Origin of the sequence: Phenylobacterium sp. SCN 70-31, from assembly GCF_001724605.1 — a bacterium.
Taxonomy (GTDB): Bacteria; Pseudomonadota; Alphaproteobacteria; order Caulobacterales; family Caulobacteraceae; genus Phenylobacterium.
Genome location: NZ_MEEX01000010.1, coordinates 33,564 through 56,224, shown reverse-complemented (window position 1 = coordinate 56,224; position 22,661 = coordinate 33,564). Strand labels below are relative to the sequence as shown.

Here is a 22,661-nt window from a genome sequence, read left to right as displayed (position 1 = left end):
TCTCATGACTTCAGACGCGGCGGTGCCGGCGAAGGTCTCCGGCGGCTACAGGTATCTCGTCGTCTGGCTGCTGGCCGTCGTCTACACCCTCAACTTCCTGGATCGACAGATCGTCTCGATCCTGGCGGAGCCGATCCGGACCGATCTCGGTCTCACCGACACCCAGCTCGGCATGTTGAGCGGGATTGTCTTTGCGCTCTTCTACACCGGCTTTGGGATCCCGATCGGATGGCTGGCCGATCGGGCGAACCGGGTCTGGATCATCTCGGGCGCCTGCGCCCTCTGGAGCCTGTTCACCGCCCTCTGCGGCACGGCCACCAACTTCGTCCAACTCGCGCTCTTCCGCATGGGGGTCGGGATTGGCGAGGCGGGCGGTTCGCCGCCGTCCTATTCGCTGATCTCGGACTATTTCAAGCCCGAGGAGCGCGGCACGGCCCTGGCGATCTACTCCCTGGGCGTGCCGGTCGGATCGATGCTGGGATCGGCGCTCGGGGGTTGGATCGCGGTCGAACACGGCTGGCGGATCGCCTTCTTCGTCATGGGCGTGCCGGGCATCGTCCTGGCGGCGCTCGTGATGCTGGTCGTTCGGGAACCCAAGCGCGGCGCCCTGGACATCCTGCCCGCGGGCCAGGTGGCGCAGGAGAAGCCGCCGTCCATCGCCCAGGCCTTCGCCGGCTTCTTCGGCAACCGGACGCTGCTGCTCACGGCGCTCGCCGCGGGCCTCTCGGCCTTCGTGGGGTACGCCGCGCTGACCTGGAACCCGCCGTTCCTCATCCGCGTGAAGGGCATGAATCTGGCGCAGGTGGCCGCCTACTACAGCCTCGTCCTCGGGATCACGGGGATGATCGGCACCTTCGGCGCCGGCTGGCTGGTGGACCGGCTGAGCCGGCGCGACGCGCGCTGGTTCGCGTGGCTGCCGGCGATCGCCTTCGTTCTGACCGTGCCGTTCTGGTTCGGACTCATCTATGCGCCGACGTGGCAGATCGCCCTGATCTGCGTGGCCATCCCGGCCCTTCTGAACAACTGCTATCTCGCGCCGGCCCTGGCGGTGGTGCAGAATTCCGTTCCAGCCAACCGCCGTACGATATCGGGCGCGGTCCTGCTCTTCGTGCTCAATCTCATCGGTCTGGGCATCGGCCCCGTCTATGTCGGCCGCATCTCGGACGCGGCCAAGGCGGAGTACGGCGACCAGTCCCTGGCCATCGGCTTCCTGTGGCTGATCCCCATCGTATTCCTGACCATCGGCGCGCACCTGACCGCCGCCTGGTCGATCGGGCGGGACCGCAAGCTGGCGGCTCTCCGAGCGTAGGGCGTCAGCCGGCGCGCGTGGTGCGCAGCAGGGTGAGGGCGTCCCACAGACGCCAGAAACGGAGACGGTAGAGCATGCCGATCGCCGACAGCCGCTGGCCGAGGGTGTTCAACTCGGGGCTGGTCAGAACCTTGGGCGTGTGCGCCACCGCCGACAGCGGCATGAGGAGGTTGCGGGCCAGCCAGCGCGAGCGCTGACCTCTCTGGCCCGTCATCAGGCCGAAGGTTTCGGCGTTGATCCGCCGCCACTTGCCCGAAAGCTGCTCCCAGGTGACGCGGGCCGGATGGCCGATGGCGGCCGCCGGCACATAGCCCAGGCGCGCCCCGCTGGCGACCGCGCGGCGTGACCAGTCGACATCCTCCGAGAGGCCGACGCCGAACGCGCCGACCCTGTCGAAGAGAGGCCGACGACAGAACATGTTTCCGGCGCCGGTGAATCCCTTCTTCTCGATGTAGGTCTTGAAATCGAAGGCGAAGACGCGCTCGAACGCCTCGGCGGGCGTCATGCGCGCGGGGTCCGAGACGAGCACCCGAACGCGCCCTCCGACCAGGTCGAAGCGGCTCAGGGCCTTCACGCCTTCCTCCAGCCACTGAGGTTCGGCCACGCAATCGGAATCGATGAACGCCAGCACGTCGCCGCGCGAAGCGGCGACCGCGCCGTTGCGCGCCGGACCCGCGCCCTTCTGCGTGATCACGACCACCTGGGCCCGACCCCGGACCACCGCCTCCACAGCCGCCAGTCCCACCGGCGAGTTGTTGTCGCCGATGACGATCTCGAAGCGGTCTTTGGGATAGGTCTGGGCTTCCAGAGCGGCGAGCCCGATCTCCAGGCCCCCCAGGTCCTGGTAATGGGGCATGATGACGCTGACGAACGGAAGGTCGCCCGCGGATTCCGACGTCATGGGTTCCCCTTCTGGCCTGCTCGCCCACCGGACGGACTCCTTGGAGCAAACCCCGCGCCAGGAGTAAATGACCTGCCGTTCCCGCACGCCGCGCGTTGTCATTGAAGTCCGAAAACCGCGAGACTTCGACGGCGGCGGGGGGCATCGTTCTCGGTATGGAGATGGACTTCGAAGCCTGTCGGCGCGCCTTCGTCACCCGCGACCCGCGGTTCGACGGCCGCATCTTCGCCGGGGTGAAATCCACGGGCGTCTACTGTCGGCCGATCTGCCCGGCGCGGACGCCCAAGGCCGAGAATATGGCTTTCTATCCCACGGCGGCGGCGGCTCAGGAAGCGGGGTTCCGGCCCTGTCTCCGTTGCCGGCCCGAGGCCTCGCCCGACCTGGGCGCGTGGCGAGGCACGTCCAATACGGTCTCGCGGGCGCTTGCGCTGATCGAAGGGGGGGCGTTGGACGGCGACGACCTGGAGGTTCTGGCGACCCGCCTCGGGGTGGGTGAACGCCAGCTTCGCCGGCTGTTCCGCCAGCATCTCGGCGCTTCTCCTGTCTCGGTCGCCCAGACACGACGGGTGCTGCTGGCCAAGCAACTCATCCAGGAGACGCGTCTGCCTATGGCCGAGGTGGCGCTCGCGTCCGGCTTCGGCAGCGTGCGTCGGTTCAACGAGACCTTTCAGCAGCTCTTCCATCGCCCGCCGAGCGCGCTCCGCCGCTCGCGTCAGGCCGAGACCCCGGCCGCCGATGGCGTCACCGTGCGTCTGCCCTACAAGTCCCCGTACGACTGGGACGCGATAATCGGCTTCCTGGCCGATCGCGCGATCCCGGGCGTGGAGCGCGTGGAGCCCGGCCGGTATGCGCGGACGCTGTCGATCGACGGCGTCTGCGGCCTGGTGATCGTCACGCCGCGGGACGACGACGCCCTCTCAGCCGAGATTCGCTTCCCGCGACTCCAGGCCCTTCCGGCGGTGATCGCCCGCATCCGGCGGGTGTTCGACCTCTCGGCGGATCCCGCCCTGATCGGCGCGCACCTTTCGCAGGACGCCGCACTGGCGCCGCTGGTGGCGGCGCGGCCGGGACTCAGGGCGCCCGGGGCTTGGGACGGGTTCGAACTCGCCGTACGGGCTATCCTGGGACAACAGATCACCGTAGCCGCGGCGCGCAATCTCGCCGCCAAGCTGGTGGAGGCTTATGGCGATGCTGTCGACGATCCCGCCGCAGGGGCGCTGGGACTGAACCGAGTTTTCCCGTCGCCGCAACGCCTGGTGGGCCGGGACGTCGCGGGGCTGGGCATGCCTCGCGCCCGTGGCGCGGCCCTGGAGGGCCTGGCCCGCACCGTCGCGGCAGATCCAACGATCTTCACCCCGCGCGCCGACCTTGCGAGCGCCATCGCGGCTCTGACCGCGCTTCCGGGCGTGGGCGAATGGACCGCGCAATACATCGCGCTCCGGGAGCTTCGCGAGCCCGACGCCTTCCCACAGGCCGATGTGGGCCTCATGCGGGCGCTGGCCGATGAGCGGGGGACACGGCCCTCCGCGGCTGAACTCCTGGCGCGAAGCGAAGCCTGGCGTCCCTGGCGCGCCTATGCCGCACAACACCTCTGGGCCGGGGATCCTGGCCCGGCGTCTCGCAAGACAGTCCCTCCGAAAGCGACCGATGACCGACAAGCCGCCGCCTGAAGCCCTGACCCTCGAGCGCGTGCCGACGCCCATCGGCGAAGCTCTCGTCGTCACCGACGAGGCCGGCGTGCTGCGCGCCTTCAACTGGCATGATTATGAGCCGGCCATGCGCCGCTGGCTGTCCCGCCGCTACGCTTCTGTGCCTGTCGCGGAGGGGCGCGGACCGTTACGCATGAAGATCGAAGCCTACTTCTCAGGCGATATCGGGGGGCTGGACGCCATTCCCTGGCAGGGCGCCGGCACCGGGTTTCAGCAATCGGTCTGGGCCGCACTCTGCACCATCCCGGTCGGCGAGACGTTGAGCTACGCCGGCCTCGCGGCGCGCATCGGTCGTCCCACCGCGGTGCGGGCTGTCGGCCTCGCCAACGGCGCGAATCCTGTTTCGCTGGTGGTGCCCTGTCACCGGGTGATCGGGTCGAACGGTTCGCTGACCGGATACGGCGGCGGCCTGGAGCGGAAGCGTTGGTTGCTGGAGCACGAGCGGGCAAGTCGGCGAGAAGAGCGAGATCCTTCGCCGTTCGCCCTGCGTTGAGAACGCAATGGAGAAGCCCGGTATGGCCCGGGTTCGGGGCTGATCTCCATCCGGCCGTCATCACGCGGGCCTCGGCCGCGCGGCCAGCCACATGACAAACAATTCATGTTCCTGCCCCTGCCGAAACCGGCTGACCCGGCGTATTCAGGCCCAGCGGGAGAAGTCCGTGGGGGGCGCGCCATGGCGACATTGACGGAGATGGTGGCCGCGGTCGTCGTGCATTCGTCCGTCGCCGCGCTGTCGCATTTCGGCGTTGCGCTGGATACGCCGCGGCTGGAACGGCAGGCGCCGCCGCCCTCGGTCGAGCAGCGGATCGTCGCGCGCACGCCACGTAAGCTCGGCGACAGGGCGGGCAGATCGTCCCCCCGCGAACCAACTCAAAAGGGTTCAGGCGCTCAAGCCTGATCGTCGGCGACCGTATCGCGGCCCCTTCGACATTCACCGACATCCGCCGGGCGCTTTCCGTTGTCGTCGCCAGAAGGTAAGTTCGGCATGCGGAACGCTAGGCGGACCTCCATGGCCGTCAGGCGTGGCCCTGGCGCGCCCGAGAGGGAAGTCCGGCGTCAGGTGTAGCAGTCGAGGTCAGGCATGAAGGTCTCCAGGCGATCGCGGCCCATGGACTTCGCGAGCGCCGACACCGAGCCCGAGGCGCTCGCGCCCGAACCCGGTGGTGTCGGCTTTCGGCCGATCGAGACGGACAGCCTCGATCTTCCGCCGGCGTTACTTGCGACGCGACAGGCGCTGTCCGATGACGTGGAACATTCAGTGTCGCCGGGCGGCGACGCTCGACCGGCTGGTTGGCCCATATGGCTTGCGGCCGCCGTGGTGGCGGGCCTGTGGGCGCTGGCGCCGATCGCCTTCGCTCTCGGGTATCGCAGTGGGCTGGCCCCCTTCGGGTACGAGCCCTTCGCGCTGGCTGTCTTCGCGCTGATGGCGCTGGGGCCGGCGGCCCTGGTGCTGTTCGCGGCCTGGCTGGCGCGGCAGGCCCAACTGCTGGCGCACGAGGCGCGTCGCGAACGCGCGGCGGCGGAGGACCTGCTGGCGCCGACGCTGATCGCCGCGGCCCGGGCCGGGGATGTGACGCACATTGTCCGCGAGGAGATCTCGCGGGCAGGCGCGGCGGCGGACGAGGCGCGCGACACGCTGATCGCTCTGCGTGACTCGCTGGCCTTCGAGACCGACAAGCTGACGGGCGCCACGGCGCAGTCGGTTCGAACCGCGGGAGAACTGGCGTCCACCCTTGGCCGGGAGCGCGCGGAAATGGGGGCGTTGGCCCAGACGCTCGATACCCAGGCGATGCGCCTTTCCGACACAGTGACCCAGCAGGCTCGCATGGTGGCCGAGGCCACGGGTCTGGCCGAAACGCAAATCCGGGAGGCCGAGATCGCGCTGGGAGCCCGGGCCGCCGAACTGGCCGCCGCCGCCGGCGAGGCGAGCGGCGCCGCGCGCACGGCCGGCGAGGATCTGACCCGTCACATCGCCCGACTGGAGACGGCGGGGACCGGCGTCGCCGAACAAATTCTGAGCCTGGAGGCGGGCCTCTCCGGCCAGCGGAGCGCCCTGGTCGCATTGACGCAGGCCCTGAAGGGCGACCAGGCGGCTTTCGCGGCCGAGGCCGAGACCCATGCGGTTCGCCTTGGCGGCTTCATCGAGGAGGCGCGCGCCGCCGCCGGGGAGATGAGCGAGCGGGCCACGGCCGGCGGAGAGCACCTGCGACAGATGATGTCGGACGCAGCTGTGCAGTTTCGCGACCTGGCCGAGACGGCGCGGGCTGAGCGTGAAGAGTTCAGCCAGTCCACTTTGCAGTCCCTGGAAGCCGTTTCGACCGCCGCCGCGGGGCAACGCGCCGAACTGGAGAGCCAGGCTCGGGCGGCCATCGACGCGCTGGCCCGTGCGGCGGAGGAGACGCGGGATGCCGCCGCACGGCATGCGGCGGCGGCGCGTGAGCAGGTGGACACCTTGTCGGAAGCCGCGTTTGGCGCGGGCCAGAAGGCGAATCAGGTGTTCGAGGCGAGGCTCGAGGAGGCACGCGCTCTCATCGAGACGTCTTCCCGCATGGTGGAGGACGCGGGCGCGGCCACGGCCCGCAAGTTGGCCGACGGGGCGGAGGCCGCGCGTGCGGTCATGAACGACCTCTCGAACATGCTGGTGGAGATCGAGCACAAGACCGCCCGCCTGCCTGATCTCGCCGTGGATCAGGCCGGCCGGGTGCGCGCCGCCATCGCCGACAGTCTGGACGAACTCATGGATCAGGCGCGACGCACGGCCGACCAGGCCCAGGCCATCGACGCCGCGTTCCAGGATCGCGTGCGACGCAATTTCGAGATGCTGTCCGAGGCGGTGCGGCTGATGGGCGCGGCGGCGGCTCCCGCGGCCCCTGTGTCCAGGGAGGTTCTGTCCCCCGAGGCGCCCGCCTTGAAAGCGCGAGCCTCACATCCATCCCCCGCGCTGGCCGAGCCCGCGCCGACGCCTGTGCGGCGACGGTCTGCGGGGGTCGACGAGACGCAGGTTCCGGGCGCCGAACTGGCCGACGGCATCGGCTTACGCAATCGCATCCGGTTCACGCCGACCGCGACAGATCGCGAGTTTTCGGCCGTATTCGAGGCTGCGTCGGGCGTCGCCGCGCCGGTAGCGCCGCCCCCGGAGGATGAGACGCCCGGTGAACGTGATCCCTGGACGTGGAAGGACCTTCTCGCATCGCTGGACGGCGGGAACGAACCTGGCGGGGGATTGGAGGATCAGATTCTCTCGGATCTCGGCGACATGGGAGTTGATCCTGTGCGCCTGTTACCGAGCGGGCGTGTGGCCGAGTGCGCGGTGCAACTGGCCGGCGGAGCATGGGAGGCCGCCCGGCTGGCGGTGCGTAAGGCCGCTCCGGCGGCCACCCGGCGGATCGGTCGTCGGCTGCAGACGGATGAGGCTGTGAAGGGCCGCGCCGAACTGTTCACCCGCGCGTACACCACGCTTGTCGATGAGGCGGTGGCGCGGGGTGACGACGAGGCCGTGATGGGACTGCTGGATACGCCGGGAGGGAAGTTGTTCCTTCTTCTGGACGCGACGGCCGAGGCCACCCCCTCATAACTCTCGGAAGGGAACCCTCCCGGGCGACATCAGCGTTGGCGCGGAATGAGTTCTGAACGTGATCGTGCGCACCTGGCATGGCGGCGCGCAGAACGCCTGCGAAAATTGTCGGATCGCGTCGTGGGCGTCGGGCCATGGGGCCTCGGAATCGATGGCGTTCTCGCCTGGGTTCCGGTGGCGGGGACGATCTATTCCGTCGGGGCCGCCGGGCTCCTCCTCTATGAGGCGATACAGGCGGGCGCATCCCGGCCCACGCTCCTAAGGATGGCGACCTATCTCGGATTGGACAGCTTGAGTTCGGGCGTTCCCGTTCTGGGATGGGCTGTCGACACTCTCTTCACCGGTCACGCCTTTGCAGCGGGGGCGCTGAAGCGCGATATTGAACGTCGCCACGGTCGGCCCGAGGCCGCTTTGCGGGAGAGAATGTGGAGGTGACGGCGCGTTAGGCTTTTGACCGTAGCCTGGCTTCGCGCGGGAGAGGTATCGCCTTGAAGAGGTCGCCTTTCATAGTAAGGGAGGCCGTCGCCTCGCATCCCCGGGAGATTTCGTTGAAGATCCTGATTACGGGCGGAGCCGGGTTCATCGGGTCCGCCGTCGTCCGCCGCGCCATCGCCGACGGCCATCAGGTGGTGAACCTGGACGCGCTGACCTACTCGGCCAACCTCGACAACGTCGAGGATGTCGCTTCGGACGCCGGGTACGCCTTTGAGCACGTCGACGTGTGCGACCGGCCCAAGCTCGAGGATGTGTTCGCCCGCCACGCGCCCGACGCGGTGATGCATCTGGCCGCCGAGAGCCACAACGACCGCGCCATCGAGGGGCCGCTGGACTTCGTGCGCTCGAACGTGATGGGCACGGCCATCCTGCTGGAGGTCGCGCGCAACTACTGGAATGGCCTGGATGAGACGCGGAAGGCGGCCTTCCGCTTTCATCATGTCTCGACCGACGAGGTGTTCGGCGCTCTGGGCGAAGACGGCGACTTCACCGAGGAAACGCCCTACGATCCGCGGTCACCGTATTCCGCGTCGAAGGCGGCGTCGGATCATCTGGTGCGCGCCTGGGGCCACACCTACGGCTTTCCGGTGGTGATCACGAACTGCTCGAACAACTACGGCCCCCACCAGTTCCCCGAGAAGCTGATCCCGACGGTGATCACCCGGGCCCTCGAGGGCAAGACCATCCCCGTCTACGGTGATGGCCGGCAGGTGCGCGACTGGTTGCACGTGGACGACCACGCCGAGGCGCTGCTGCTCGTCCTGCACAAGGGACGGCTGGGCGAGACCTACTGCATCGGCGGCGACGCCTCGAAGCGGAACCTCGAGGTCGTGAAGCTGATCTGCGCCCATCTCGACAAGATGGCGCCGGCCAATACGCCGCATGCCGACAAGATCAGCTTCGTGACCGATCGGCCGGGGCACGACTTCCGCTATTCCATCGACTCCTCGAAGGTTGAAGCCGAGCTGGGCTGGAAGGCGCGCATGCCCCTCGAGGCCGGCCTGGAGGATACGGTGCGCTGGTATGTGGACAACTATGGCTGGGTCGAGCGTATCCGTGAGCGCGGATTTCACTCCGACCGTCTGGGCCTGGTGAAGGCGTGATGTCTCCCGTGGCGAGAAAAGGCCTGGTTCTGGCCGGCGGCGCCGGGACGCGCCTGCACCCGCTGACCATGGCGGTGTCGAAGCAGCTCCTGCCCGTCTACGACAAGCCGATGATCTACTATCCGCTGTCGGTCCTCTTCCTGGCCGGCATCCGCGAGATCCTGATCATCACCACCGCCGAGGACCAGGCGGGATTCCAGCGCCTCCTTGGCGACGGATCGCGGTTCGGCGTGCGGTTCGAATACGTGATCCAGCCGCATCCCGGCGGCCTGGCCGAAGCCTACCTGCTGGGGGAGGAGTTCGTCGGCGGCCAGCCCTCCACTCTGATCCTCGGCGACAACATCTTCTTCGGCCAGAACTTCGTGCAGATGCTGAAGAGCGCCGACAAGCGCGCCGAAGGGGCTACGGTGTTCGGCTATCCCGTGCATGATCCCGAACGGTATGGCGTCGTCGAACTGTCCCAGGATGGCCGGGCGCTGTCGATCGAAGAGAAACCCACGAAGCCGAAGTCGAACTATGCCGTGACCGGGCTCTATTTCTACGATGGGCGGGCCAGCGAGATCGCCAAGACGCTGACGCGCTCGGCGCGTGGCGAACTCGAGATCACGGCGCTCAACGACGTCTATCTCCAGGAAGGCCGTCTCCATGTCGAGCTGCTGGGGCGCGGCTTCGCCTGGGAGGACGCGGGCACCCATGACAGCCTGATCGGCGCCGGCGAACTGATCCGGGTGTTCGAACAGCGCCAGGGCCTGCGCATCGGCTGTCTCGAGGAGATCGCCTTCGAGAACGGCTGGATCGACCGCGCCGAACTGATGAAGTCGGCCGAGACGCAGGGCAAGAGCGAGTACGGGCGGTACCTGCGGGGGCTGGCGGAGGCGGTGTCCTAGCGAGGCCTCTCGTCAGAACTTCAAGACACTGATACGCATCATATCAAGTGGTCCGTTGCGCTCGCTCCGCCAAGGTCTCGAGCGGGACGGATGGCCCAAGAGTTGCAGTCAAGATTTCATCTAGTTTGCCTTGGGCTCCCGTTGGAACGGCGAGCTCTGATCAGGAGGGGCGCTTGAAGAGCAGATCACTTATCGTCGTTGTGGCGGTCGGTGCGGGCCTCATGTTGTCTGGCTGCGACCAGATAAAGAAGCTTGCCGGCGGCGGTGGCGCGCCGAGCGGACAGGTCGTGGCGACCGTCGACGGCGAAGAAATTACAAGTATGGAACTTCGTGCCGAACTCGGGAACTTCGGCTCTCGAGATCCGGCCGTGATGAAGGCCGCACAGCAGCAGGCGTTGCAGCGCATCATTCTCCGAAAGCTCCTGGCTCACCAGGCGCGTGAGGAGAAGCTCGACAAGTCGCCGGACTATACGATTCAGGTCGAGCGAGGGCAGGAGACCCTGCTGGCTCAGCTCTACCAGAGAAAGCTGGCCACCAAGATCACACAGCCGACCAAGCAGGAAGCCGAGGCTTTTGTCGCGGCCAATCCGGCGCGCTTTGCCGACCGCAAGGTCATGTTCGTGGATCAGGTCATCGCTGCGCCCAACAAGATCGCTCCTGAGCGATTGCAGCCTTTGACGACCTTGGCCCAGGTCAAGGCGCTGCTGGATGCGGAAGGCGTTCAGTACCAGTCGAATGCGGTCGTGCTGGATACGCTGTCGGCGAACCCGCAACTGGTCGAAGGCGTGAGCAAGCTTCCCCCCGGGGAAATCTTCGTCATTCCGCAAGGTGGGGCGCTGCTCTTCAACCATGTCGAGGCGACTCGGTCGGTCCCGTTCACGGGTGATATGGCCGTTGCATATGCGACGAACGCGTTGAGACAGCAGAAGGGCCAGGAGACGGTCGCCAAGCAGGTCGAGGCGCTTCGCAAGGCGGCCGAGACGAAGATCGTCTACAATGACGCCTACAAGCCCGAACCTCCTAAGAAGAAGACGCCTCCGGGCTCTGGCGCAGCGACGCCGAATGAGGCCGCCTCCGGCGCTGCGCCTGCCCCACCCGTTCCGGCGCCGGACGTAAAGTGACAGCGTGCATGTCGCCGCCTGAGGCCAGGCCTCAGGCGGCGCTTTGAAGGCAAGAAAAGAGGCTGGCGCCGCAAGTGCGCCAGCCTCCAGTCGCAATTGATGACCTCGCTGGTGGAGCCTATGAGCCCGCCGCAGCGCGGGGCGTAGGAGCCGCGGCGCTACCGCCATTCAGGTTCCGCTGCGCCCACATCATCCATATGAGCGTCGGCATGCCTTCCTCGACAAAGCTGTAGCGCTGGCCGGCCTCCTCCGAATGCAACGACCTTAGAAGCCGCTCGGCGACCAGGATCTCGATGGCGTCCTGGGCCTTGCGGGCCGAGATGCGGTTCGAGGCCTCGACATCCGAGGCGTCGAAGACACCGTCGGCCGCGAGCGCAGCGCGGGAGGTCATGGCCAGCACGTCCTGTCGGCCCTGGTCGAACAGGCGACGTACGTGCTGCTGGATCGGTGTGCCGATCCGACCCTGGAATTCGAGGATGGTGCGGTCCACCGCGCTCGCCACGTCGGCCGGCTGGACCATGCTGCGGCCCGCGTCGAGGGCGGCGTGGCCGGCGTGGTGGCAGACCAGGTTGGCGATGTACGGCGAACCTCGCGCCACCTCGACCACGAAGGCGCTGGCCTGGGGGTCGAACTTCAGGTCCGCCTCACGCTCGCCGTTGGCGACGATCTGCAGCACCTCGGCCTCGGTCATCTTCGGCACCCGCAGGGCGAAGATGTTGCGGCGGATCGAGGGGATATGCTCGACGAGCTCGGTGAGATCGGCGGCGACGCCGGCGAGCACCAGCTGAACGCGGCCCAGGCGGTCGGAGAGGTTCTTGATCACCTCGGCCACGTCACGCCGGAAGGCGCCCGACTCGGCCCGGTCGAACTCGTCCAGGATGATGAGCACGCGCGTACCTGTCAGCCGCGCGCACAAGTCGCCGAACTTGCGCGGCGTCAGCGGCTCGTTGGGCAGCAGGTCGGCGAGCGATGCGCCCTTCTCGGCCTCGGCCGCGGTCGGCGAGAAGCCGGAATGGAACAGGAGCGGGATCTCGGCTGCGGCCGCGCGGAACGTCTCGTCGAAGTTCGAGTTCGCGCCGCACGACGTATAGACCACGATGTACCGCGCCTCGGTGGCGGCCTGGGTCAGGATGTGCATCAGCGAGGTCTTGCCGATGCCGCGCTCGCCGTAGAGCACCACGTGCAGGCGCTGATCCTCGATCGAACGGATGATGGTCTTCAGCACCTCGTCGCGCCCGGCGAAGAGCCGCCGGTCGGCCACCGGCTGCGAAGGGGTAAAGGCGTGGCGGAGCTTGGCTCGCACGACGGCGAAGCGGTCGGAGCCCCGGCCGCTCATCTGGTCGCCCGCGGTGGTGTTGAAGCGCGGGAGGCCGCCGGCCTCGGGCGTGCGGCGGTGCGCTTCGCGGATCAGGGGCTTCACGACGGCGGAATGCGCCGAATCGGTGCGCCCGGCCGTGTCGCCGGCCGCCTTCGCCCCGGTTTTCTTCCGCTTGAACGGGTTCCAGCCGGCCAAATCGCTCTCCATCGTTCGCGCGTGCGAGATCATACAGCGCCTACGCGCAGGATGCGCTCTCGGACGCGTGCCATATATTGCGCACGTTGCCTTCCGTTTGCTTAACCACCGGGAAGAGACGAATCTTTGGCGGCGCTGAGCGGGCCTTGCGGGCCTCGCGGCTCGCGTTCCGGGTGGAAGGATGCTAGGTCTGGCGCCAACCTTGCAGAGGCCTTGATCGTCGCGAAAGCCACGGCGCCAAACGGCGCCATCCGGCAGATCCACGACAATTTGGGCAGTGCGACTTTTCGTACTCGCTCAATAGGGGAAGCCGGGTGACAGGGGTTAGCGGCCCCTTTACGGTGAACGCTAAGTTAATAGGGGTGCCTGATTATGAAAGCTCTTTCCAAGATTTTTGCGGCTTCGGCCGTTGCTCTCGCGGTGGGGGCGATCGCCGCTCCGGCCAATGCGATCACCTACATCGCGCCGTGGACCGGCGCGCCGCCGTCTTCGATCGGTCTGAACTTCGGCGACGACCGCATCGGTGATGCGTCGGGCGCTGGCGTTTACTACGGTGGCGCCACCGCCGCGGACGGCACGTCCACCCACACGTGGAACTCCGCGACCGGCGAGTTCGAGGACACCTTCTCGTTCGAGCTGCCGGACGGCTTCGTCGGCTTCGCCGGGATTTCGATCGGCTTCACTTCGCTCTCGTCGCTGTCGTTCACCAGCGTGACGTTCAACGGCGTCGAACTGACCCGCAGCGACGCTCCGGTCGGGTCGGGCGGCAACATCGCCAACTTCTTCTCGGCGACGCCTTTCGCCGTGTCGGCGGGGTCTCCGATGGTTCTGGTCGTGAAGGGCGTCGGCGGCGCCAACGCGCAGTGGGACGGCAGCGGCACCTTCATGGCGGCCGTTCCCGAGCCCGGCACCTGGGCCCTGATGATCGGCGGCTTCATGGGCGCTGGCGCCATGCTGCGCCGCAAGCGTCAGGTTGCTGCGCTGGCCTAGTCGCAACCACGTTTTTGGAATACAGAACCGCCGCCCTTCGGGGCGGCGGTTTTTTGTTGCTGGTGCGGTCAAGAACCGCCGTTGCGCTGACGTGCTGTTCAGAATTTTGAGCCATGGCTATATCCTCTGTATGACGATATCGCCGGTCCTGGAGCGTTCATGAGCGTCGCCTGGCTAGTCAGCCTACTTTGGGCCAGGAAGCTAATCGTACTGACGGCCACGGTCGCGTCGCTCCTTGGGGGTTTGGCGGTGATGGTGGTTGCTCCGCCCCGATACTTGGCGACGGCCCGAGTTGTACTGGAGTTTGTGAAGCCGGATCCCATTACGGGACGGTATCTCTCGAATGCGCAGGCGCAGACCTATGTCCAGAGTCAGTTGCAGCGCACCATGGACTACCAGGTCGCAGTGCCGGCGGCCGAGGCCCTGGGCTGGTTAGACAACCCTGACATGCTCGCGGCCTACGCGGGCCGTTCCCCTGGGGACCGTCGCCCCTATCAGATCTGGGTCGCTGACCGAATCCTGGCGACCATGAGCGTTCGTATGCTGCCGGGCAGCAATATCATGAGCATTGGTTACCGATCTGATAGTCCCGAGCAATCCAGGATTGTCGCTGATGTACTTAGGCAGGCGTATATAGAATCGGCTGTCACGGAGCGAAGATCGTCGGCTATGGAACAGGCTGATGCGATTGCGAATCAAATACCAAAGCTCCAGGAAAAATTGGCTGATCTTGAAAAGCAGTCGAATGAATATTCAAAGGAAACGGGCGTAATTCTTACTCGGAATGCCAAGGATTTGGATGATCTTCGGCTGCAGCGTATGGTTTCCGGGGACGATGCCGTCGTGCTCGCGGACGGTCCGCGCGCAAACGAGGCTGCGATGGAGTTGGCCGTGATAGAGGCCGAGATCGCGGCGGAGGCGCGCGTTCTGGGACCGAACAATCCGCGCCTTCAGCAGATGCAGGCGCAACGTGATCTCATCCGTGTTCGGGTCGAGGCGGAGCGCGCCGCGGCCTCCTCATCGGCCGGAGCTTTGGCTGCTGAGGGGAGGGCGCGCGACCAGAGGATGGACCTTCAGAAGGCGAAGGTTCTCGATCAGAGCGACAAGGTTCTCCAGCTTCGCCTGTATCACGACGAAATCGACCGGTACCGAAAGGCGTTGAGCGAGAGGCAGAGCGCCATCGCCGCACTTCGCCAGCTTGGGACATCGACGGCGGCCGGCGTGTCTCCGATCGGAGCGCCTGAGGCGGATCCCGAGCCCGTGTTTCCGAAGCCTGCGCTTGTTCTGGGGGGATCTGGGGGGTTGGGATTTCTCCTAGGATGTTTTCTGGGATTGCTGGCTGAACTTGTGCATCGACGTGTCCGCAGCGCCCACGACCTCAGGCTGGCGGCCTCTTCTCCGATGCTGGGTGAAGTCCCGTTTGGAGGTCGGCGGTTGCGCCTCCGCGCCCAGTCCGCCAAGCTGCGCCCAGCTAGAGCTGAGCCTGTACCGGCGTGAAGCGTCCTCGGACTATCCGGAGCAACTCCGGTTATGAATCTGACAGAGCGATCTCCAGTCCCATCGTTCCCTATCGTTTCAACGATCCGGTCGTGGTCCTGAGCGATCCGCATGGCCCGCAGGCCAGCGCCATCCGCTCCATAGCGGCCGAACTCGACGCCCGCCACTTTGCTCGGGGACATAGAGGGCTAGCAGTCTGCGGGGTATCGCGCGCCGTCGGTGTCACATTCATGACGGTGAACATCGGGATCGCGCTAGCTCAGCAAGGCCTCTCCGTCCTGATCATCGATGCAAATCAGCGTAATTCCGGCCTTCAATCGCTTATCGAGCCTGCGAAGCCATCCCTCGGTCTTGCCGATCTGCTGAGCAATTCGCAACTTTCGCTCAATGATGTCATCCATGCAGATGTGCTGCCCAACTTGTCGCTGGTCTATGCGGGATTAGCCGTGGAAGGGCGCGAGATGCTCGGGAGCGAGATGCTGCGCAAGACCTTGGAAGCCGCGATGCGCGATCACGACCTGACCTTGGTGGACACGCCGGCCGCGAACCTTTCGGCGGAGGCGCGACGGGTCGCGAGCGTTCTCAGGTACGCGGTGGTCGTGGCGAGAAAGAACCAAACCTTTGCCGAAGATATTACGACGCTGGTGCGGGAGTTCGGGGAGGACGGCGTCGATGTTGTCGGGACTGTCCTGAACGCCACCTGAAGGACTTTTCGGCGAAGGTCGCCCCGTTTTCACCATACCCTCAGGGTGGCGCACCTGAATCGGGCTTGCCGTATCGGCCGGCAGGACGGGGGGCGGGAGAGCGACGTGTGTGGCTATTGCCGGTGACATGAGAGGCGCAGATGACGCGCCGCAGCGATGGGAGCCCTTGTCGCCCTGCAAGCCGTGATCAGAGCTAAATCGATGGCCCGCGGCGAAGCCTGCCTAGCTACGCTTGCGCGCGGAAAGGCGTGAGACCAGCTTCCCCAGGAAGTCCATCAACTCGCTGGGGTCTGTCGTCGCCAGAACGGGATCCCGGCTTCGTATGGTCGCCAGGGCCGCCCGCATCTCATCCGGTGTATTCGCTACGACGATCAGTCCGCGACGTTCGAACGCTTCGGTGATTTCGGCTTGATGGTCGTCGTAGTGCTCGCCGAGCTTGGACAGACGAGGCACCGCAATAACATGGCATCCGTGGCGGAGCGCGGTTATGAGCGAGCCAGTACCGCCGTGGCAGACGACGATGCGAGCATCGGTCAAGATCTTCTGAACCTCGTCGAAGGAAAGGGTCTCCACACTTTCCAACCCCTCTGCCTGGCGTCCTTTGACCCCGGTCTGGGCGATGACATGCTCTGGGATCGAGCCTTCCGACTTCAGGGTCGCCACCATTTCCACCATGCGATCAAACGGCAGGGTGGCCCCGACGGTCATGAAGAGCAGATCCCGCTTCGGAGGAGCCTTCGCATCGAGCATCCTGAACGGGTCGAAGACCTTGGCGCGAGGGTAGCGGGATGCGAGTCTGGGAGACTGGACAATGAGGTCGTGCGCCAGTGGGGCTGCGATCCGGCCAAAAAGGGAAGGCTGCTCGAAGCGAGCGAACGACTCGATTACGACCACATGGGCCCCGAGCAGCCGGGCCCACAGGACGGGGAAGATCACCGCTCCAGCGCCGGTAGATAGTATGAGGTCGGGCTTCTCGCGCGCGATGATCTGCAACGATATAAAGAAGCTGCGCACGGCTCTGGCCAGCATCCGGAACGGTGTTCCAAGTTTGGCCTGTCCCCACGCAAAATGGGGGACGAAATGCGTCCGGTGTTTCTCAGCCAGGGTCCGCCCCAGGGCCGTGTCCTCGGTGATGAAGAAGTGGTCGAGCGACCCCCACAGAAGCTCGAGATCCAACAACTGGCGGACGTGTCCCCCCCCGGAGGCGGCGAGGCCGATGCGGAGCATCTTCTGTGGAACGTTTGCGGACGCCGCTTGGGCCGCTGTTTCGCTGCAAGGAGCAGCCATGGCGTTGCCTCCTTCGGGTGCCGCCTACCTTTCGGCCTGTTCGTCGTAAAGGAGTGATGAACTCGTCGTCGCCTAATTGAGGACAGGCCCCCATCGGGGGGCGACGAGTTGGGGTCCAATGGGAAGTTCAGCTGTCAAATCCGCCACGGTAAGGCGCGTTCTGAGCGGGGAACTGTGTGTGGGCTGCGGCCTCTGCGCTGGGATTTCTTCCGGCTCAATCACCATGACGCCTGAACCGCCGGGATATGCACGACCTCGTCAGGTCGCGCCGATCCCGCGTCCGGTCGAGGCGAAGATCGCCGCAGCCTGTCCGGGGGCGACGGTAGCGCCATGGCCGGGTGGCGCGCGCGTCCATCCTTACTGGGGCCCCTGGCGGAGCATCCATACCGGCGCGGCGAAGTCCCCGGCCGTCCGGTTCGAGGGATCGTCCGGCGGGGCGATCTCGGCGCTTCTGATCCATGCCCTCTCGACAGGGCGTGTCGATCGCGTCCTGCACGTCGGTCCTGACCCGGCGGATCCGACCCGTAATGCGACAGTAATATCGCGCACAGCGGAGGAAATCCTGGCGCGAGCCGGCTCACGATACGCGGCGTCCTCCCCGTTGGAGAGCATCCGGGATGTCCTTGCCGAGCCGGGTCGGACAGCCTTCGTGGGAAAGCCGTGTGATATCTCGGCGTTACGCAATCTCGCCCAACTGGAGCCGAGCATCTCCGAAAAGATCCCGTTGATGATCTCGTTCTTCTGCGGTGGGATTCCCAGTTTCGCTGGAGTGGAACGCATTCTCGCAGCGCTGGACGTAAAGCGGGCGGACGTCACGGAGTTCAGATTTCGTGGCCGCGGATGGCCTGGCAACTGTACGGCCGTCACACCGACTGGCGTGGCTGAGATGAGTTATGCGGAAAGCTGGGGAGGACACCTTTCCAAGGAGGTCCAGTTCCGATGCAAGATCTGTCCAGACGCCGTAGGCGGCGTTGCGGATATCGCCTGCGCCGACGCCTGGTACGGCGATGACGACGGGTACCCGAGCTTTGATGAGCAGGAGGGGCGCAGCCTGATCATCTGCCGGACGCCCGCCGGTGAATCGCTGCTCAAATCCGCCGTCGGGGCGAGCGAACTGGACGTGGAGCCGTTGGAGGTTGGCGAAATCGAGCGCATGCAGCCCTCCCAGGCTCGGCGCAAGCGTGTGATCTTCTCGCGAACGGCAGCTCTTCCCGTGTCGTTGCAGCCGCAACCCAAGATGGCCGGTCTCAGGATTGTGGAGGCCGCGCGGCGGGCCAGCTTCGGCGAAGCCGTCCGGAACTTCCTGGGCACGCTGCGCAGGACCTTGAGGGGCACCCGTAGCCGGCTCTGAGCGCCGCCTGTGCAACTATGTTTTCACCCTCTTAGCTGCTAGGTAGCTGATGGTTCGGGCAATTTCACCGCCGATTTCGGAGCCGTTCGACATGCGATTGAGGCCGCTGACGCTAGGCGCGTTCGCCTGGATATGCATCGGTGGCGTGGCGACTGCTCAGCAGATGCCCAAGGTGGACTCGGAGCGGCAGTTCAGCGGAGATCTGAGCGTCTCTGCCATCTACGACTCCAACTTTGCGCGCTCGTCTTCTGTCCGGGCCGCCCTTAGGGGAATAAAGCCGAAAGAGTATACTCTCCGCCCCCAGGCCAACCTGAACGTCGTCCAGCCTTTCGGGCGTCAGGTACTGTTCCTGTCGGGTAGCGGAGGGTACGACTTTCACCGTGAAAACCCGAGGCTGGACCGTCGACGGTACGACGTCCAGGGTGGATACATGGCGTCGCTGGGGATGTGCCAGGCGGCGGTTGTCGAGACTTTTCGGGCCGCGCAGAGCGACCTAGCGGACCTGGACCTTCTTGAGGCGAAGAATGAGGTCCGGGCCATTGGTACGACGGTCACCGCCGCCTGCGGTAGGCCGACAGGGCTGGGGGTTTCGGCGGCAGTATCCCGTATCGACACAAAGAATTCTGCCTTCGTTCAGCGACCGGCGGACTCCACCTTGGAGAATCTCTCGGTTCAGTTGGGCTATGCCAACGAGAACATTGGACGGATCGGCCTCGTCTATAGTTACGCAGATAGTGAACTACCGAACCGCATTATTCCGGGACGACCTGTCGGGGACGGCTTCTGGACGGAGTCCTATGGCCTGTCAGTCGGCCGGGACATCGGTTCCCGGCTGACCGTGGACGCCCAGGCTGCGCGAACGCGGGTCAAGCGGGAGTTCGCTCCGCCTGGTCTAAACCAGAAGTTCACGAGCACGACCTATGCTGGCGATGTGACTTATCGCATTGGAAGCCGGCTTAGTCTGAATCTGAACGGAGAGCGCGCCGTTCGTCCAACCATGCGTCCCGGGAAGCTCTACGATATCGCCACTGCGGGACAGATCAGCGGTCAATACAGCTTGGGGTCCCGATACACGGTGTCGCTCGGGTATGGCGTCCAGGACGTGAAGTCCAACGTAGATACGATCGCGCTTCGACCGATCATCACCAGCTCTCGCACGCATACCGGATTTGGATCGGTCCGCTACCAACAGAACGATAGAACTGCATTGATCCTGGACGTTCGATACATCGACAGGAACACAAATATTCCAGATTTCAATTATAGTTCGACCCGGGTCGCCATAACGGCGCAGGTGGGCTTCTGAGTGGATGAGAATTCTATGATCATCAGGACCTTGTCCCTTTCTCTTGCGGTTGCGGCGGTGGCTGGTGTGGCTGGCGCGCAGGAACAGACGGCGCCACCCTCTGCTCCCCCCGCGATCGCGGCCGCTGAACCCGCCTCCTCGGACTATATCCTGGGCCGGGACGACGCCGTTCAGGTGGGTCTCCTCGGGCGAAGCGACTTCGGCGGCCGCGTTCGTGTGCAGGCCGACGGCACGATTCAGTTGCCTTTCGTCGGCAAGATTCCCGCCGCGGACAAGACCACCGCCGAGATGGCGGACGAGATTCGCAACGCGCTGAAGGCGGGTGGCTATTTCGCCGATCCGGTCGTCACCGTGGAGGTGGTGGGATACGCCAGCCGCTACGTGACAGTATTGGGGGCTGTGGGGTCTCCAGGTCTTATCCCGATGAATCGACCCTATCGACTGTCAGAATTGCTCGCTCGCGTCGGTGGCGTCCGTGAGTCGGCCGCCGAGCACGTGATCGTGCGGTCCGAAACCGGCGAGGAACGACGATTCCTGGTTCGCGAACTTGCGACGGGTGGAGCAGCCCAGGATCCGTACGTCGCGGCGGGCGACAAGATATATGCGCCGATGGCGGAGACGTTCTACATCTACGGTCAGATCAACTCGCCCGGCGTCTATCCGATTCAAAGCGGCATGACAGTCCGCATGGCTCTAGCGAGGGGCGCGGGACTGACGGCGTCTGGTTCTGACAAGAAGATAGAAGCGACCAGGAACGGCCAAAAGGTGAAACTCCAGCTCTCGGATCAGATACAGCCCGGCGATGTCCTGGTGGTCGGCGAGCGGCTGTTCTAAGCCGGCTGCGCGGAGCAAGAGCGATGAGCATCCTTCAGTTCCTTCGGATCCTCTGGGCGTACCGCCTGCTGGTTGCTGGCTTGGCGGCCGCCTGTTTCGTGGTCGGTCTGATCGTAGTCCAGTTGGTGCCGCCCAGATACGAAGCGCAGTCTCGGGTGATGCTCGACATCATCAAGCCCGATCCGGTGACGGGTCAGATAATGGCGACCTCCTTCCTCCGGGCCTATACGAAGACGCAGATCGAACTGGTGAAGGATTCTGAGACGGCCAAACTGGTGGTTGAAGATTTGGGGTGGGCGAAAGACCCTGAAATCCGCCGCCAGTATCGCCAGAGCAACCGTGGCGACGACGTCGATTTTGAGCGTTGGGCGGCCGAAGAGATCTCCCAGAACGCCAGCGCGCGCCTTATTGAGGGCAGCAATATCCTTGAGATCACCTATGCATCGGCTTCGCCGCAGCGCGCCAAGACGGTGGCCGACGGACTGAGGACGGCCTACCTCGACACGACGTTGCAGTCGCGTCGGGAAGCCGCACGAAAGAACGCGGAGTGGTATGAAGACCAGGCTGAAAAGGCCAAGTCGATCCTTTTCCAGGCTGAAAAGGCCAAGTCCGATTACGAGCGTGAAACTGGGATCATCCTCGCCGACAACAAGGTCGATATCGACAGCGCGCGCCTGAACTCGCTCGCCATGAGCGGAGGCGGATCCTTCATTACGCCGAGCGCATCGACCGTTTCGCCCCTTACGATGCAGCTCGCCAGGATCGACGCCGAACTTCTCGAGATGTCGAAGACCCTCGGCCCCAACCACCCGCAGCTTCAGCAGGCTCGCCGTCAGCGCGAGCTCTTGGCGCAACAGGCGGAAGCGGAACGCGGCGCTGCGGGCTCTGCGGCGGCTTCGGCGCTGAATGCGGCGCGTGCGACGAGCGACTTGCTCGAGGCTCAGAAGGCCAAGGTGCTGGGGCAACGCGACAAGGTCGAGCGGCTTCGCCTGATGCAGGACGACATAGATCTGCGGCGGGATCAGTATAACAACGCCGTCACGCGTTCGGCGCAGTTGCGCCAGGAGGCCGATGTGGCGTCGGCTGGTGCGACACCATTGGCCAGCGCGATCACGCCGCGATCGCCGGTATTTCCGAACAAGCCCCTGGTTCTCGGCGCCACCCTGGGCGGCGGGTTGCTGGCCGGGATCGTTCTGGCGTTGTTGCTCGAACTCTTTGGTCGCAGGATTCGCAGCATCGAGGATCTGTACTCGGCGGTTGATGCGCCGGTTCTCGCCGTGATCCGTCCGCCCCGCGTCAATAAGGTGAAGTCACGGTGGTCCCTGCCGCGGTTGGAGCTCCGTCGAGCTCGCTCTGAGGCGGCACGCGCGTGAGTGAGCTTCAGAGGGAAATGCCGGCTTCGGCCACCGCTCAGGCAACGCCTGACGCCACCCCATCCCAGTATGAGCTATCAGGCGATCTCGTCACCCTGACTGATGTCCGTCTGTCCGAGGCCGAGGCCATACGGACGATCCGCACCCACATCACCGCTCGACACATCAAGGATGGTAGACGAGGGATTGCGGTTTGTGCGCCGTCCGCGGAGTCCGGGTGCACTTTCACGGCCGTGAACCTGGCGGTCGCACTCTCGCAGGTCGGGACGGCGACGCTTCTGATCGACTGTGACATGCGTTCCCCATCGGTGGAGCGCTTCATTCGTCCCCGAACTGCATCGACTGGACTGAGCGACTACATTGCATCGGAAGATATGTCGGCCAGCGACTGCATCCACAGCGAGGTTCTGCCGAACCTCTCGATTCTCTACGCGGGCGGGGCGTCAGATAACGCTCAGGAACTTCTCGCCGCTGAGAGGTTTCGCCAGCTCATCGACCGATGTCTGCGTGACTATGAGTTCACGATCATCGATACGCCGCCAACGAACGCATGCGCGGACGCCCGGCGTATAGGCTCGATCATCGGCTACATGCTTATTGTCGCCAGAGCTAATGTCACGCTCCTGAACGATGTCTCCACCTTGGCGCAGCGATTGCAGGAGGATGGCACCCGGGTAGTGGGCACTGTCCTGAACGAGGACTGAGGT

Annotated in this window: 20 protein-coding genes; 17 read left to right on the top strand and 3 right to left on the bottom strand. The window is 65.4% G+C overall.

Features of this window, described 5'->3' with window-relative positions:
* Positions 1-4: 4 nt before the first annotated feature.
* On the top strand, positions 5-1,309 hold the full coding sequence (locus ABS78_RS09975; RefSeq protein WP_293377948.1) for an MFS transporter: 1,305 nt from the start codon (positions 5-7) through the stop codon (positions 1,307-1,309).
* Between the two features lie 4 nt (positions 1,310-1,313).
* On the opposite strand, the gene ABS78_RS09970 is transcribed toward ABS78_RS09975, so the two are convergent.
* Complete coding sequence (locus tag ABS78_RS09970; RefSeq protein ID WP_293377945.1) at positions 1,314-2,210, bottom strand: glycosyltransferase; 897 nt, start codon at positions 2,208-2,210, stop codon at positions 1,314-1,316.
* Between the two features lie 101 nt (positions 2,211-2,311).
* Between ABS78_RS09970 and ABS78_RS09965 the strand changes: the two genes are divergently transcribed.
* The 8 genes from ABS78_RS09965 to ABS78_RS09930 all read left to right on the top strand — a co-directional run bounded on the left by ABS78_RS09965 (position 2,312) and on the right by ABS78_RS09930 (position 11,099).
* Positions 2,312-3,880, top strand: coding sequence for an AlkA N-terminal domain-containing protein (locus ABS78_RS09965; protein ID WP_293377942.1), 1,569 nt, complete (start codon positions 2,312-2,314; stop codon positions 3,878-3,880).
* Positions 3,858-4,412 (top strand): methylated-DNA--[protein]-cysteine S-methyltransferase, encoded by a 555-nt coding sequence (locus tag ABS78_RS09960; protein ID WP_293377939.1) that lies wholly within the window; start codon positions 3,858-3,860, stop codon positions 4,410-4,412. The genes ABS78_RS09965 and ABS78_RS09960 overlap by 23 nt, the downstream gene beginning before the upstream one ends.
* A 180-nt stretch (positions 4,413-4,592) precedes the next feature.
* Positions 4,593-4,817 carry a hypothetical protein gene (locus ABS78_RS09955; RefSeq protein ID WP_293377936.1) on the top strand — a complete coding sequence of 75 codons (225 nt, stop codon included), beginning with the start codon at positions 4,593-4,595 and terminating at the stop codon, positions 4,815-4,817.
* Positions 4,818-5,027: 210 nt separating this feature from the next.
* Positions 5,028-7,493 carry a polar localization protein TipN gene (locus ABS78_RS09950; RefSeq protein WP_293377933.1) on the top strand — a complete coding sequence of 822 codons (2,466 nt, stop codon included), beginning with the start codon at positions 5,028-5,030 and terminating at the stop codon, positions 7,491-7,493.
* Between the two features lie 45 nt (positions 7,494-7,538).
* Positions 7,539-7,928 carry a DUF4112 domain-containing protein gene (locus ABS78_RS09945; RefSeq protein WP_293377930.1) on the top strand — a complete coding sequence of 130 codons (390 nt, stop codon included), beginning with the start codon at positions 7,539-7,541 and terminating at the stop codon, positions 7,926-7,928.
* Positions 7,929-8,041: 113 nt separating this feature from the next.
* Positions 8,042-9,091 carry a dTDP-glucose 4,6-dehydratase gene (rfbB, locus tag ABS78_RS09940; RefSeq protein WP_293377927.1) on the top strand — a complete coding sequence of 350 codons (1,050 nt, stop codon included), beginning with the start codon at positions 8,042-8,044 and terminating at the stop codon, positions 9,089-9,091.
* Positions 9,092-9,099: 8 nt separating this feature from the next.
* Positions 9,100-9,978, top strand: a complete 879-nt coding sequence (rfbA, locus tag ABS78_RS09935; protein ID WP_293377924.1) for a glucose-1-phosphate thymidylyltransferase RfbA — start codon at positions 9,100-9,102, stop codon at positions 9,976-9,978.
* Positions 9,979-10,151: 173 nt separating this feature from the next.
* Complete coding sequence (locus ABS78_RS09930; protein ID WP_293377920.1) at positions 10,152-11,099, top strand: hypothetical protein; 948 nt, start codon at positions 10,152-10,154, stop codon at positions 11,097-11,099.
* 118 nt (positions 11,100-11,217) lie between these two features.
* Here ABS78_RS09930 and ABS78_RS09925 read toward each other — a convergent pair whose 3' ends face one another.
* On the bottom strand, positions 11,218-12,624 hold the full coding sequence (locus ABS78_RS09925) for an ATP-binding protein (RefSeq protein WP_293377918.1): 1,407 nt from the start codon (positions 12,622-12,624) through the stop codon (positions 11,218-11,220).
* Positions 12,625-12,984: 360 nt separating this feature from the next.
* Here ABS78_RS09925 and ABS78_RS09920 point away from each other — a divergent pair, with 360 nt between their 5' ends.
* The 3 genes from ABS78_RS09920 to ABS78_RS09910 all read left to right on the top strand — a co-directional run bounded on the left by ABS78_RS09920 (position 12,985) and on the right by ABS78_RS09910 (position 15,803).
* Positions 12,985-13,602, top strand: a complete 618-nt coding sequence (locus ABS78_RS09920) for an FxDxF family PEP-CTERM protein (RefSeq protein ID WP_293377915.1) — start codon at positions 12,985-12,987, stop codon at positions 13,600-13,602.
* 159 nt (positions 13,603-13,761) lie between these two features.
* Positions 13,762-15,099 (top strand): Wzz/FepE/Etk N-terminal domain-containing protein, encoded by a 1,338-nt coding sequence (locus ABS78_RS09915; protein ID WP_293377912.1) that lies wholly within the window; start codon positions 13,762-13,764, stop codon positions 15,097-15,099.
* A gap of 92 nt (positions 15,100-15,191) precedes the next feature.
* Entirely contained in the window at positions 15,192-15,803 is a 612-nt protein-coding gene (locus ABS78_RS09910; RefSeq protein ID WP_293377909.1) for a CpsD/CapB family tyrosine-protein kinase, read from the top strand.
* 222 nt (positions 15,804-16,025) lie between these two features.
* Here ABS78_RS09910 and welK read toward each other — a convergent pair whose 3' ends face one another.
* Positions 16,026-17,090 (bottom strand): beta-1,4-glucuronosyltransferase WelK, encoded by a 1,065-nt coding sequence (welK, locus tag ABS78_RS09905; RefSeq protein WP_293377906.1) that lies wholly within the window; start codon positions 17,088-17,090, stop codon positions 16,026-16,028.
* A gap of 223 nt (positions 17,091-17,313) precedes the next feature.
* Between welK and ABS78_RS09900 the strand changes: the two genes are divergently transcribed.
* The 5 genes from ABS78_RS09900 (at position 17,314) to ABS78_RS09880 (ending at position 22,658) form a co-directional block, all read left to right on the top strand.
* On the top strand, positions 17,314-18,441 hold the full coding sequence (locus ABS78_RS09900; RefSeq protein WP_293377903.1) for a Coenzyme F420 hydrogenase/dehydrogenase, beta subunit C-terminal domain: 1,128 nt from the start codon (positions 17,314-17,316) through the stop codon (positions 18,439-18,441).
* Positions 18,442-18,604: 163 nt separating this feature from the next.
* Positions 18,605-19,747 carry a hypothetical protein gene (locus ABS78_RS09895; RefSeq protein WP_293377900.1) on the top strand — a complete coding sequence of 381 codons (1,143 nt, stop codon included), beginning with the start codon at positions 18,605-18,607 and terminating at the stop codon, positions 19,745-19,747.
* A gap of 15 nt (positions 19,748-19,762) precedes the next feature.
* Complete coding sequence (locus ABS78_RS09890; RefSeq protein ID WP_293377897.1) at positions 19,763-20,581, top strand: polysaccharide biosynthesis/export family protein; 819 nt, start codon at positions 19,763-19,765, stop codon at positions 20,579-20,581.
* A gap of 23 nt (positions 20,582-20,604) precedes the next feature.
* On the top strand, positions 20,605-21,954 hold the full coding sequence (locus ABS78_RS09885; RefSeq protein ID WP_293377893.1) for a hypothetical protein: 1,350 nt from the start codon (positions 20,605-20,607) through the stop codon (positions 21,952-21,954).
* The gene (locus tag ABS78_RS09880) at positions 21,951-22,658 is read left to right on the top strand and encodes a CpsD/CapB family tyrosine-protein kinase (RefSeq protein WP_293377890.1); all 708 of its coding nucleotides are present in this window, start codon (positions 21,951-21,953) and stop codon (positions 22,656-22,658) included. The genes ABS78_RS09885 and ABS78_RS09880 overlap by 4 nt, the downstream gene beginning before the upstream one ends.
* Positions 22,659-22,661: the final 3 nt, after the last annotated feature.